The following is a 13,287-nucleotide window of genomic DNA, read 5'->3' as shown; positions in this document are numbered from 1 at the left end:
TCCTCGACCAGGAGTTCGTCGTCCACCGCGTCGCCCAGCTCGCCCGCTGGGCCCGCGACAAGGGCGGCGACCACGGGGACCGCGGCGGCCGGCGCGGCGGAGCACTCGCCGCGGCCGAGGAAGCCGTCGACCTGCTGCTGGAGTCCGGTCGCGCACCGGGCGACATCCTGGTGCTCACCACCGGCGAACAGCACCCGTGGGCCGCCCACGAGCTGTCCTTCGGCGAAGCCGCGTACTGGGCCCAGCACGACGCGGGCGACGACGTCTTCTTCGCCGGCATCTCCGCGGCGGAGCGGGCCACGTCCCGGCCCGTGGTCGTCGTCGCCGTCAACGACGACGACCGGACCGTGGCTCGCACCCTGCCCGTCGCACGTGACCGTGCCGCCACGCTGCTGATCGTCTGCGGAGACCCGCAGACGATCAACTCCGTACTCGGCGCCGGGGTCTGAACGCACCCCACCGGTGCTCCCGGCCGCCCGCACGGGCGGCCGGGACACCACCGCCGGTCGCCCCGGCCACGACGGGGACCGACCAGTGGCCGATCGGTGCCCGCCCGGCAGGTGCGCCGTGCCCGCTCAGCGGGCCGCGGTGCGCCGCAGCGCCTCCGCCGCTCCGCCGCCCGACCGTGTCGGGACGGTCCGGTGCTCGACGACGGCGTCGGCCAGGAGCGCCGGCTCCGACAGCGAACTGGGCCGCCGTCCGCCCCTCCCCTCGCCGAGCACCTGCCAGCCCCCGCGGGTGAGCGTGATGTAGGCGCCGCAGCGGAGGCCGTGCAGGGTGCAGGCGTCCCGCAGGCCCCACATCCACGCACCGTCCTCCTCGGTCCAGCGTTCGTCGCCGTCACGGCAGTACAGAAGCACGGCCGTACGGACCGGAGTGCGGCGTCGCAGATCGTGCGGGACGACGCGCCGCAGCTGCGCCAGCAGGGCGTTGCGGAACTCCCAGCCGTCCGTGGCCACCGTCGCCCGGCGGGCGAAGGAGGCGCTCGCCGTGAGCCGCTCCTCATGATCGAGGACCGCGACCACGGCGGTGGCCGGAGTCGGCCGGTGCCGCGAGTGCAGTCCGCTGACGACCTCCCGGGGACTCCGGAGCAGGGGTATGCCGGCCGAGGCCCACTCCGCTGGTTCGAGCATCCGGGCAAGGCGGTTGTCGGAGTCGGCGGAAACCGAGGACGCCGTTGTCGAAGTGGCTGTGGACGGGGCGAATCCGAAGGTCACGGTCCTCCCTTCGCTACGCGCCCACGATGCGGGCAGGGTCGAATGAGGGCGCGCCGCGGCACAGCCCTTCCGGGCCCGATGAGGAACTGTGCGGGGGCAGCTCCAATTCTCCCTGGCCTACCGGCGGGCGGCAACGAGCAATTGCTGTGGTTGACGGGAATCAGCCGGAATGACACTGATATCCCTGCCCATACCCGCCCGGGATGACTCCCTCCGTCACCCCTGAATCGCGAGGACCAGCAGAAACACCCTCGTCGCTGCGGGTGGATTCGCTGATTGTCAGTCCCATCGGGTTGCATGGGGGCATGGACACCCTGGAGCTCCGCACCGAAGCCGACGCCATCCTCGCTGAGCTGGTCGGTGCGCCCGGAGGGGCCGCGCGGCTGCGGGAGGATCAGTGGCAGGCGGTGGCGGCCCTGGTGGAGGAGCGCCGTCGTGCGCTGGTCGTCCAGCGCACGGGGTGGGGGAAGTCCGCGGTGTATTTCGTGGCCACCGCGCTGCTGCGGCGGCGCGGAGCCGGCCCGACGGTGATCATCTCGCCGTTGTTGGCGCTGATGCGCAACCAGGTCGAGTCGGCGGCGCGGGCAGGCATCCAGGCACGCACCATCAACTCGGCCAACCCCGAGGAATGGGAAACGATCTACGGCGAGGTGGAGCGCGGCGAGACCGACGTTCTCCTGGTGAGCCCGGAGCGCCTGAATTCCGTGGACTTCCGTGATCAGGTGCTGCCGAAACTCGCGGCGACCACCGGCCTGCTGGTGGTCGACGAGGCGCACTGCATTTCCGACTGGGGGCATGACTTCCGGCCCGACTACCGTCGGCTGCGCACGATGCTCGCGGAGCTGCCGGCGGGAGTGCCGGTGCTCGCCACCACCGCCACGGCGAACGCGCGGGTGACCGCGGACGTGGCGGAGCAGTTGGGCACCGGGGGCGGGGACGCGTTGGTGCTGCGGGGGCCGCTGGACCGCGAGAGCCTGCGGCTGGGCGTGCTGGAGTTGCCGAACGCGGCGCACCGGCTCGCGTGGCTGGGGGAGCGGCTGGGAGATCTGCAGGGTTCGGGGATCATCTACACGCTGACGGTGGCGGCGGCCGAGGAGGTCGCCGCGTTCCTGCGGCAGCGCGGATATCCCGTGGCCTCGTACACGGGGAAGACGGAGAACGCCGACCGGTTGCAGGCGGAGGAGGATCTGCTGGCGAACCGGGTGAAGGCCCTGGTGGCGACCTCCGCGCTGGGGATGGGCTTCGACAAGCCGGACCTCGGCTTCGTGGTGCACCTGGGATCGCCCTCGTCGCCGATCGCCTATTACCAGCAGGTCGGGCGTGCCGGGCGTGGCGTGGACCATGCCGATGTCCTGCTGCTCCCGGGCAAGGAGGACGAGGCGATCTGGGCGTATTTCGCTTCGGTGGGCTTCCCGCCCGAGGAGCAGGTGCGGCGCACCCTGGACGTGCTGGGCCAGGCGGGCCGTCCGTTGTCGCTGCCGGCGCTGGAGCCGTTGGTGGATCTTCGGCGCTCGCGTCTGGAGACGATGCTGAAGGTCCTGGACGTGGACGGTGCCGTCAAGCGCGTGAAGGGTGGCTGGACCGCGACGGGACAGCCGTGGGCGTACGACGCGGAGCGGTACGCGTGGGTCGCGAAGCAGCGCTCGTCGGAGCAGCAGGCGATGCGGGACTACGTGGCGACCACGGGGTGCCGCATGGAGTTCCTGCAGCACCAGCTCGACGACGAGAAGGCGGTGCCGTGCGGCCGCTGCGACACCTGCGCCGGCCCCTGGCTGGACCCGGCCGTCTCCTCCTCGGCCCTCTCGGCGGCGACGGGTGAGCTGGACCGGCCGGGCGTCGAGGTCGAGCCCCGCAAGATGTGGCCGACGGGCCTGGCCTCGGTCGGCATGGACCTCAAGGGCCGGATTCCCGCGGGGCAGCAGGCGATGACGGGACGTGCGCTGGGGAGGCTGTCCGACATCGGCTGGGGCAACCGCCTGCGCCCGCTCCTGTCGGCGGGGGCGGCGGACGGGCCGGTCCCCGACGACGTACTGAACGCCGTCGTGACGGTGCTGGCGGACTGGGCGCGCTCGCCGGACGGCTGGGCCGGCGGATCTCCCGACGCGGTGGCGCGCCCCGTGGGGGTGGTCGTCGTGCCGTCCCGCACCCGCCCCCAACTGGTCACCTCCCTGGCCGAGGGCGTGGCCCGGGTCGGGAGGCTCCCGCTCCTGGGCAGCCTGGCCCTCACCCCGCATGCCGACGAGCACGCCGCGCACCGCAGCAACTCCGCCCAGCGGCTGCGCGCCCTGGCCGACTCCTTCACGGTGCCCGACGAACTCGCCGCCGCGCTGGCCGAAGCCCACGGCCCGGTGCTGCTCGTCGACGATTCCACCGACTCCGGCTGGACCCTCGCCGTGGGCGCGCGCCTGCTCCGCCAGGCCGGCGCCGAACAGGTGCTCCCGCTGGTCCTGGCCGTGGCGGGATAGGGCGCGCCCCGATCGCTCCACCGTCCCCGTTCCGGCCCCGGGAGCGAGCTCGAAAGGTGAACGCGCAGGAGTTCTGCCACTTCTGGAGCGGCCTGCTCCGGAATCCAGTGCCCGACTCCGGTCAGGGTGTGGAAGGCGTACGGGCCGGTCACGAACCTGCGTGTGTACTCTGCCCCTGTCCGGCCCAGGACCGGATCGCTGTCGCTGTTGATGAACAGCGCCGGGACGGTGACCTCGGCCAGCTGGCTCGATGTGCTGAAGGGCGTGCGGTAGGAGATCCTGCCGCGTGGCCGGGCCCGGGGTGAGTACCCCCGCTGGTCGGGTGCCGGAGTGCGGTATCCCGACGCGCGCAACAGCGGTGCGAGCAGGTCCCAGGAGCTGGACCTCTGGGGAAACCCGTGCAGGAGCACGACGACCTCCCCGGCGAACGGTCCCCGGTCCACGACGTCGAAGACCAGACCGTCGCGGCCGAACGACGTGAGCCGCCCCTCGGCGCTGAGCCGGGCCGTCACGCGGGGTCCCACGGGCCGCGACGCAGGTCCATGAACACTCCGATGTGATCAGTGGATACGTGCGGGCATCGGCTGATTACATGGGCCTCTCGGGGCGCGTCAAGGTGTGGTGAGGCAGCGCGGCGAACCGCGCGAGGCCGAAACCGAGTTGATCCGTCCCGGGAGTGCTCGCCTCCGCGAGCGAGCGAGCGTCGCGAACCGGACCGGACACGGCACGATAGTGCGTCCCGAGCGGCAGGAGCGACCCCTGTGGATAACGTTATCCACAGGGGTCGCGGGCCGCGACGGGCTGAGGGACCGTCAAGGCATGAACAGGCACCACGAATCCACCGGCCCGGCCGCGGAGCAGCAGATCACCCTGCGCGGCCCCGCAGAGCTCGCCGATGCCCTCCCGTATCTGATGGGCTTCTATCCCAACGACAGCGTCGTGATGGTCGCGTTGCACGGCGGCCGTGGCCGGTTCGGCGGCCGGCTCCGCCTCGGAATTCCGCAGGCGCCCGGCGAATGGGGGCCGGTCGCCGACCAGTTGGCGGATTGCCTGGTATCGGGGAGTGAGCGCCGCGAAGGACGGCCCGACGCGATCGTGATCTTCCTCTGCCAGGACTCTCCGGACGGGTCGGGCGGCAGGCTCACCATGGAGCGGCTCAGGCCTTTCGCGCAACGCCTGCGCACGGCGTGCGGAGCGCTCGACGTTCCCGTCCTCGAAGCTCTCTGCATCTCCGACGGCCGCTACTGGTCCTACTGTTGTCCCGACCCCCGGTGCTGCCCCGACCAGGGAAATCCTCTGGCCATGCCCGGCACCACGGTGATGGCCGCGGCCGCCGCCTACGCGGGTGTCCATGTGCGGGGCTCGCTGCGCGACATGGAGGCGCGGCTCCAGCCCTGGCGGACCCCGGCGGCCGTGACCGCGCAGGAGGAGGCCCTGGACAGGGCAGGGCCGGCGCTGATCCCGAGGCTCCTCGACGAGCGGGCCCGGGGAGAGGTCGCGGCGGAGACCCTCCGGCTGGCGCGCACCCTCATGGACCGCATCGAGGAGACACAGCCCGCGCCGCCCGCGCTCTCGGACGCCGGGGACGACCAGTTGATCGGCTCCGACGAGGCCGCGACCGTCATCCTCGGGCTCCAGGACCGGGAGACCCGGGACAAGGCCGCCGGCTGGATGGAGGGCGCGGAAGCGCAAGCGGCCCTGCGGCTCTGGCGGACGCTGGCACGGCGTTGCGTCGGACCGTACGGGGAGCACGCCGCCGCTCCGCTCACCCTGGCGGGCTGGGTCTCCTGGTCCACGGGCGACGAGCCGGGCGCGCGGGTCGCCCTGACGCTGGCGCTGCGCGCCGATCCCGGCTACACGTTCGCCCAGCTGCTCCATCGGGCCTGCAACGAAGGGCTCGACCCGGAGGCCCTGCGCCGTTGCTTGCGCGAGGCGGCGGACGGGGCGAGCCCCGACGCCCGGGCCGTGGAAGCGGTGATCGACACCGCCGCCGACCGGGGCGCCACCTCGCTGCGCGTCCGCAAGGTCCGCCCGCTGCCCGACGGGGGCCGGCGGCGGGGGCGCGCCCACCGGCGCCCGGGTGCGGGACGGGTGAAGCCGTCACCCGCTTCGGCCCGCCCCTGCACCTCGGTGGCCGGGCGTCGGTCGCGCGAGACCCGGCGGTACGGGCGACCCGGCGGCCGGACGCGGAGGTGACCCGGGTGCGAGCCGAGGAACCGCCGGGGTGCGTCCGTCCCGGCCTCCCGTCCGGTCGTTTGTCCGGCTCGCCGGCCGTCCGGAATCCGGGCCACCGCCCGACTGATCGCTACGAATGATCGCTACGGATCCACAATCGTGGCGCTCCGACTGATCACGAGCATGCCGAAGGGAGTGTTTATCGTCAGGCAGACGACTATGATCGCGACATGCCGCCCTACGACCCGTCGACCTTCCCGCCCTTCGCTGTCACCGTCGACCTGGTCGTGCTCACGGTGCGCCGTCACGCGCTCTGCGCGCTGGTCGTACGTCGCGGAGAGACCCCGTTCCAGGGCAGATGGGCCCTGCCCGGTGGCTTCGTCAGGATGGACGAGGATCTGGGGTCCGCGGCGGCGCGTGAACTCGTCGAGGAAACCGGCCTCAGCGCGCACGACCCGGCGAAACCGGCCGTGGGCAACGGGGCACATCTGGAGCAGTTGGCCACGTACGGAGATCCGGCGCGCGACCCCCGGATGCGGGTGGTCAGCGTCGCCCACCTCGCCCTCGCGCCGGACCTGCCCGCGCCCCGGGCGGGCGGCGATGCCAACAGCGCGCGCTGGGCGCCGGTCGAGGACCTGCTCCATCCCGGCGCCGGGCGGGAGGGCGAGCAGGCGGCGCCGCTGGCCTTCGACCATGCGCGGATCCTGGCCGACGGCGTGGAGCGCGCCCGCTCCAAGATCGAGTACTCCTCGCTGGCCACCGCGTTCTGCCCGCCGGAATTCACGGTCGGCGAGCTGCGCAGGGTGTACGAAGCGGTGTGGGGTGTGGTCCTCGACCCCCGTAACTTCCACCGCAAGGTCACCGGAACGCCCGGATTCCTGGTGCCTTCCGGTGGGACGACCACGCGTCAGGGAGGCCGGCCGGCGCAGTTGTTCCGGGCCGGGGCGGCCACGGTGCTCAATCCGCCGATGCTGCGACCCGAGGTCTGAGCCGCCGGGCGTTCCGCCGCGATGGCCCCGCGGAACGCCTGTCGGCCCACCCCTGCGCCAAAAGTCTGAAATGTCGCGTTATGTTGCTGCGGTACCCCTGCCGCCGAGCGGTCTCACCTTCCGCGAGAGACGCGAGATAAGCGATGCTCCAGGCCATCGGACTCACCAGCACCCCCCGTCGCGACGCTCCGCCCGCCGTGAACGATCTGACCTTCGAGGCTCCCCCCGGCCGTGTCACGGCCCTGCTGGGCGCCCCCCGCTCGGGCAGGACCACGGCCCTGCGGCTGATGCTCGAACTGGACGCGGGGCGGGGCGTCGCCTACTTCCGTGGGCGGCCGCTGCACCGCATCGCCCACCCGGCACGGGAGGTGGGCGTTCTGCTCGGCGACGTACCGGGTCATCCCGCCCGGACCGTCCGGGGGCAGCTCCGGATGCTCTGCGCGGCCGCGGGCACGCCCGCGACCAGGGCCGACGAGGTGCTCGACGTCGTCGGTCTCGCCGGGCTCGGGGACCAGCGCCTGGGCACCCTCTCGGTGGGGATGGACCGGCGGCTCGGCCTCGCCTCCGCGCTGCTCGGGGACCCCCACACCCTGATCCTGGACGAACCGGCGGAGGGGCTGTCCCCGAGGGAGAACAGCTGGCTGTACGGGCTGTTGCGTGCGCACGCGGCCCAGGGCGGCACGGTCCTCTACACCACCGGCGACCCCAAGGAGGCGGCCCGCACGGCCGACCGCGTCGTCACCATCGGCGGCGGGCGTCTCGTCGCCGACCAGGACGTCTCCGACTTCGCCCGCACCCGGCTCCGGGCCCGGGTCGCCGTCCGCACCCCGCACGCCGCCCGGCTGGCGGCCGTGGTCAGCCGGGAGGCCAGAGCCGCGCGGCGCTCCGTCGAGGTGGTCGAGGAGGCGAGCGGCCGGCTGACGGTGTACGGCAGCAGCTGCGCGGAGATCGGCGACACCGCGTACCGGCACGGCGTCCCCGTGCACCGGCTCGCCGACGAGATCGGCGACACCGGGCCGGCGACCCCGGCAGGAGCCGGGAGGGAGGAGAGGGGCGACTCGGCCGTCGCGCTGTCGGAGCTGCCGCCCCCGATCCGGGTGCGCCCCGCACGCGGCCCCCTGCGCCCGCTCCGCTACGAACTGCGACGCTCCCTGGGCGTCCGGACAACGGCCATGATCATGGCGGCCGTTCTGGTGGTGTCGGCCGCGGTGTCCGTCCTGCTCGCCCGCACCGACGGCACCGCGCTGCCCCGTGTGCTCGCCGCGTGGCCCGCTCTGCTGCCGCTCCCTCCCGCCGCGCTCGGCGCGGGCCTGCTCGGGGCGCTGTCCTTCGGGGACGAGTTCCGGTATCCGGCACTCGCCGCCGCGCGCGGCACCGTCCCCCGGCGGCTCGGGCTGCTCCTGGCCAAGCTCACCGTGACCGCGAGCTTCGCCCTGCTGCTCGCGGGCCTCGCCGTGGTGTGCGGAGCGCAGAGCCTCCGGCTCGTGTACGGGCCGGACTTGATCGAGATCCCCTCGAACGCTGTCGCGCTCGGTGCGAGTTGGGCCGGTCTGACGGTCGGCTGTGCCTGGGCGGGGCTGTTGGCCGCCGGTGTCTTCCGGGTGGCCGGGGCGGGGATCGCCGCGGTGCTGGCCGTTCCGGTACTCGTCGTTCCACTGGTGCAGAAGCTCTTCGCGGCGCCGTCCGCGCGTTCGGTCGCCGGGCTCCCGGGCCGGCTGCGCGAACTGGCCGGGTGGCAGCTGCCGCAGCAGGCGGACCACTGGGTGCTGGCCGTCGCGCGGGTGGTGGCGCAGCCCGTCGGCACCGCACTCGCCCTGTCGTTGTCAGCCCTGATCTGCGCGTATCTGTTCACCAGCCTTCGGGGAAAGGCGCGTTGGTGATCGTCGTCGCCCGCATCGAGAACAGGAGCCCGCAACTCCCGGAGAAATGACTGATTTGTAGGGATATGGCGTCAATTGCGGAGTGGGCGCCGATCACCCTTTCGTGTGCTTTTCACCAAAGACCTCAAGGGGTGGGCGAGCCGCGCCGACAAAGGATGCGTGAGTACCCTTGCGCACACCATGATGACCGCCGCCCGCACCGCCGATTCCGGCCTGGCCGGCTCGGGCGAACTCGACCGCTTTCCCTATACGGAGGCGCCGGCCGGCGAGCGTGCCGCTTCCCGGGCCTGGGGCGGTTCCGATTCCGAGCTGGGGCGGGCGAGCCGCCGCGGGTCTGCCAGCCGGGGGCGCGGTCTCCACGGCCAACTCGTCCAGCAGCTCGGCCAGATGATCGTTTCCGGTGACCTCGGCGCGGACCGCCCCCTCGTTCCCGAGGAGATCGGCCAGCGGTTCGAGGTGTCCCGCACCGTCGTACGCGAATCCCTGCGCGTCCTCGAAGCCAAGGGGTTGGTCAGCGCGCGCCCCAACGTGGGTACGAGGGTCCGCCCGGTCAGTGACTGGAACCTGCTGGATCCCGACATCATCGAATGGCGGGCCTTCGGTCCGCAGCGCGACGACCAGCGCCGCGAGCTGGCCGAGCTCCGCTGGACCATCGAACCGCTCGCGGCGCGCCTCGCGGCCGGGCACGGGCGGGACGATATTCAGCAGCGGCTCGGCGACATGGTGGAGATCATGGGGCACGCGACGGGGCAGGGGGATGCGATCACCTTCTCCCGTGCCGACGCGGAGTTCCACGCCCTGCTCATCCAGGCGGCGGGCAATCGGATGCTCGAACACCTTTCCGGCATCGTCTCGGCCGCCCTTCATGTCTCCGGTGGTCCGGTCACCGGCTGTGACCGTCCGGGCGAGACCTCGCTCGCGCACCACGCGCGCATCGCCGACGCCCTGGCCTCCGGTGATTCCGGGGCGGCCGAGACGGCCATGCGTCAACTGCTCGTCGTCCACCCCGACGTCGAGCGTGTGGTTCCCGCGCCGCGCGAGCACTGACCGGGGCGCGGCCGGGTGCGTGGGCCGGGTGCCGCCGGACCGCACGGGTCCGGCGGCATAATTGTGAGGGGATGACACCCTTGGCCCATTTCGTCGCGTATGAGGTGTGACTCGGGCCACGCGGATTGGCCGTAACACTCCTCGAAGCAGCGCGATGACTTAAGAGGTGAGCGTCGCGGAAGGAATACAGCAACCCTCGGGTGCGCTGTGCAGTTCTGAGGCCAAACCCGCGCCGTCGGCGACATCCCCAGTCGACGGTCGTCGGTTCCAGCCCTCTCCAGGGCAGGGCCGGAAGCCGTTTCCATCGTTCCGAGAGGTTGTTCGTGTCGGCCAGCACATCCCGTACGCTCCCGCCGGAGATCGCCGAGTCCGAGTCTGTGATGGCGCTCATCGAGCGGGGAAAGGCTGATGGGCAGATCGCCGGCGATGACGTGCGTCGGGCCTTCGAGGCTGACCAGATTCCGCCAACCCAGTGGAAGAACGTTCTGCGCAGCCTCAACCAGATCCTCGAGGAAGAGGGTGTGACGCTGATGGTCAGTGCCGCGGAGTCGCCGAAGCGCGCCCGCAAGAGCGTCGCAGCGAAGAGCCCGGTCAAGCGCACCGCCACCAAGACTGTCGCGGCGAAGACCACCGTGACCAGGACCGTCGCGGCCACCGCCGCCCCGGCGGCCGAGAGTGCGGACGCGGTGGCCGACGACGCCGTCGCGGCCGCTCCCGCCAAGAAGACGGCAGCCAAGAAGGCAGCGGCCAAGAAGACCGCCGTGAAGAAGACGGCGGCCAAGAAGACGGCGGCCAAGAAGTCCGGCAAGCAGGACGACGAGATCCTCGACGGCGACGAGGCGGCCGAGGAAGTCAAGGCCGGCAAGGGCGAGGAAGAGGAGGGCGAGGGCGAGAACAAGGGCTTCGTCCTCTCCGACGACGACGAGGACGACGCACCTGCGCAGCAGGTCGCCGTCGCCGGCGCCACCGCCGACCCGGTCAAGGACTACCTGAAGCAGATCGGCAAGGTTCCCCTCCTCAACGCCGAGCAGGAGGTCGAGCTCGCCAAGCGCATCGAGGCCGGTCTCTTCGCCGAGGACAAGCTGGCGAACGCCGACAAGCTCGCGCCGAAGCTCAAGCGCGAGCTGGAGATCATCGCCGAGGACGGCCGGCGGGCCAAGAACCACCTCCTGGAGGCCAACCTCCGCCTGGTGGTCTCCCTGGCCAAGCGCTACACCGGTCGCGGCATGCTCTTCCTGGACCTGATCCAGGAGGGCAACCTCGGTCTGATCCGCGCGGTCGAGAAGTTCGACTACACCAAGGGCTACAAGTTCTCCACGTACGCCACCTGGTGGATCCGTCAGGCGATCACCCGCGCGATGGCCGACCAGGCCCGCACCATCCGTATCCCGGTGCACATGGTCGAGGTCATCAACAAGCTCGCGCGCGTCCAGCGCCAGATGCTCCAGGACCTGGGCCGCGAGCCCACCCCGGAGGAGCTGGCCAAGGAACTCGACATGACCCCCGAGAAGGTCATCGAGGTCCAGAAGTACGGTCGTGAGCCGATCTCGCTGCACACCCCGCTCGGTGAGGACGGCGACAGCGAGTTCGGTGACCTGATCGAGGACTCCGAGGCCGTCGTCCCGGCGGACGCGGTCAGCTTCACGCTCCTCCAGGAGCAGCTCCACTCCGTGCTCGACACGCTCTCCGAGCGTGAGGCCGGCGTGGTCTCGATGCGCTTCGGTCTCACCGACGGTCAGCCGAAGACGCTCGACGAGATCGGCAAGGTCTACGGCGTGACGCGTGAGCGCATCCGTCAGATCGAGTCGAAGACGATGTCGAAGCTTCGTCACCCGTCGCGCTCGCAGGTGCTGCGCGACTACCTCGACTAGAGCGCGGAAGATTCACCGGCCGAGGGCCCGGAACCCCCAGGGGATCCGGGCCCTCCGGCGTGTCCTCGGGTGCGGACGGTGACCGGCTGGATCACGCTGGGTGGACCGTTACCGCCTCAGCGTCAGGAGCCTCCATGCCCCGTTCCGTCGTCCGTGCCCTGACCGGGGTGCTCGCCGTGACCGCCGCCGCGACCGTGGTGCCCCTCGCCTCGCCCTCCGCGGCGGTCGCGGACAGCATCATCGTCGGCGGCCAGCCCGCCCCGGTGGCGGACAGCCCCTGGGCGGTGGCGCTGTCGAGCCGGGACCGGTTCGGAGGGGCGCGCTCGGGACAGTTCTGCGGGGGCGTCGCCGTGGCGCCCACGAAGATCCTGACGGCCGCCCACTGTCTGAGTGACGAGGCGCTCGGTGGACCGGCGGAGCGGGTGCGGGATCTGCTGGTCATCGCCGGCCGGGAGCGGCTGAGCGACTCCGGCGGCCAGGAGATCCCCGTCCGGTCCATCTGGGTGAACCCGGCGTACGACCCCGCCTCCAACGCCGGCGACCTCGCTGTGCTGACCCTGTCCCGCGCGATGCCGGAGGGCGGCGTCATCCCGACGGCCGAGGGCGGGGACACCGCCTACCGGGCCGGTACCGCGGCGGCCGTCTACGGGTGGGGCGACACGACGGGGAGCGGCGCGTACGCCTCCGTGCTGCGCTCCGCGCGGGTCCAGGTCCTGCCGGACAGCGACTGCGCGCGGGCCTACCCGGGCGGCCAGGAGGGCACCTACAAGGCCTCGGCGATGCTCTGTGCGGGCGATCCGGCGGGTGGCAGGGATGCGTGCCAGGGCGACAGCGGCGGGCCGCTGGTGGCCCGTGGGCGGCTCATCGGCCTGGTGTCCTGGGGCAGTGGCTGCGGGCGCGCGGGCAGCCCGGGGGTGTACACACGGGTCTCCGCGGCCCTGGAGTGGGCCGAGGGCCGCATCTGACCCGCGCCGGGACCGCACGCGCGCGGCGCCCCGCTGTGTGCGTGCGTGATCCTGGCGGCCACGGACGAGAACGGGCGGCTCCCCCGGTGGGGGAGCCGCCCGTCGGCCGGTCCTGGACCAGCCCCTGGCTCGTCGTGGATGCGAGGTATCAGTGTTGTTCCTCGTCGGCAGCAGCCGTCTGCACGGCGGTGAGCCGATCCGTCTCATCCTGTATTTCCGCGGCGATCTTCTTGAGTTCCGGCTCGAACTTGCGCCCGTGGTGGGCGCAGAAGAGCAGTTCACCGCCGCTGATCAGGACGACGCGCAGATATGCCTGGGCGCCGCAACGGTCACAGCGGTCTGCTGCGGTCAGCGGGCTCGCGGGGGTCAGAACAGTAGTCACGTCGCCTCTTCTCTAGCTCGACGAGCTGTCGTACCAGGGTCAACATCCAACCAGGCCGAAAACGTTCCCGCTCGTGGCTTTTCTTCGAAACTTCTTCTCGGTGTGGCTGTCTGTAGCCGGTTGGCGGCGAATGTGCCGTATGCGGAGCGCTACGGTTTCGCATTGCTTGTCTAGGGGTGGTCCCGCCGGCCGGCTTGCCGGTTTGTTCATGAGGACGTGCCCGGAGCCTAAATGGTTCATGCGCCGAAGGGAACGTGATGTGCACGTCACTCCAACGAATGATCGAACACCCATGC

General features: G+C 71.9%; 9 protein-coding genes and 1 pseudogene. 8 read left to right on the top strand and 2 right to left on the bottom strand.

Annotation, left to right across the window (positions count from 1 at the left end):
- Positions 1 to 449: pseudogene (locus HET64_RS11925) on the top strand (hypothetical protein); the annotation flags it as partial.
- Positions 450 to 575: 126 nt separating this feature from the next.
- On the opposite strand, the gene HET64_RS11920 reads toward HET64_RS11925, so the two are convergent.
- Positions 576 to 1,217, bottom strand: a complete 642-nt coding sequence (locus HET64_RS11920; RefSeq protein WP_215104657.1) for a hypothetical protein — start codon at positions 1,215 to 1,217, stop codon at positions 576 to 578.
- Positions 1,218 to 1,522: 305 nt separating this feature from the next.
- Between HET64_RS11920 and HET64_RS11915 the strand changes: the two genes are divergently transcribed.
- From HET64_RS11915 to HET64_RS11885, 7 genes are all read left to right on the top strand, one after another.
- A complete protein-coding gene (locus HET64_RS11915) occupies positions 1,523 to 3,682 on the top strand; it encodes a RecQ family ATP-dependent DNA helicase (protein ID WP_215104655.1) in 2,160 nt (719 codons plus the stop codon).
- A gap of 819 nt (positions 3,683 to 4,501) precedes the next feature.
- Positions 4,502 to 5,878 carry a DUF4192 domain-containing protein gene (locus HET64_RS11910; protein WP_215104653.1) on the top strand — a complete coding sequence of 459 codons (1,377 nt, stop codon included), beginning with the start codon at positions 4,502 to 4,504 and terminating at the stop codon, positions 5,876 to 5,878.
- A gap of 209 nt (positions 5,879 to 6,087) precedes the next feature.
- On the top strand, positions 6,088 to 6,846 hold the full coding sequence (locus HET64_RS11905) for an NUDIX domain-containing protein (RefSeq protein ID WP_215104651.1): 759 nt from the start codon (positions 6,088 to 6,090) through the stop codon (positions 6,844 to 6,846).
- A 143-nt stretch (positions 6,847 to 6,989) separates the two neighbouring features.
- Positions 6,990 to 8,726 carry an ATP-binding cassette domain-containing protein gene (locus HET64_RS11900; protein ID WP_215104649.1) on the top strand — a complete coding sequence of 579 codons (1,737 nt, stop codon included), beginning with the start codon at positions 6,990 to 6,992 and terminating at the stop codon, positions 8,724 to 8,726.
- A gap of 180 nt (positions 8,727 to 8,906) precedes the next feature.
- Complete coding sequence (locus tag HET64_RS11895) at positions 8,907 to 9,773, top strand: FadR/GntR family transcriptional regulator (RefSeq protein ID WP_251145193.1); 867 nt, start codon at positions 8,907 to 8,909, stop codon at positions 9,771 to 9,773.
- A 323-nt stretch (positions 9,774 to 10,096) separates the two neighbouring features.
- On the top strand, positions 10,097 to 11,644 hold the full coding sequence (locus tag HET64_RS11890; RefSeq protein WP_215104645.1) for an RNA polymerase sigma factor: 1,548 nt from the start codon (positions 10,097 to 10,099) through the stop codon (positions 11,642 to 11,644).
- 134 nt (positions 11,645 to 11,778) lie between these two features.
- Complete coding sequence (locus HET64_RS11885; RefSeq protein WP_215104644.1) at positions 11,779 to 12,609, top strand: trypsin-like serine protease; 831 nt, start codon at positions 11,779 to 11,781, stop codon at positions 12,607 to 12,609.
- Between the two features lie 148 nt (positions 12,610 to 12,757).
- Here HET64_RS11885 and HET64_RS11880 read toward each other — a convergent pair whose 3' ends face one another.
- Positions 12,758 to 12,991, bottom strand: coding sequence for a hypothetical protein (locus HET64_RS11880; protein ID WP_018957087.1), 234 nt, complete (start codon positions 12,989 to 12,991; stop codon positions 12,758 to 12,760).
- Between the last annotated feature and the right edge of the window lie 296 nt (positions 12,992 to 13,287).

Origin of the sequence: Streptomyces sp. McG3 (genome assembly GCF_018619185.1) — a bacterium.
GTDB lineage: Bacteria > Actinomycetota > Actinomycetes > Streptomycetales > Streptomycetaceae > Streptomyces.
Note: the sequence above shows the minus strand (reverse complement) of the source record. Positions and strands in the feature narration are given on the sequence as shown.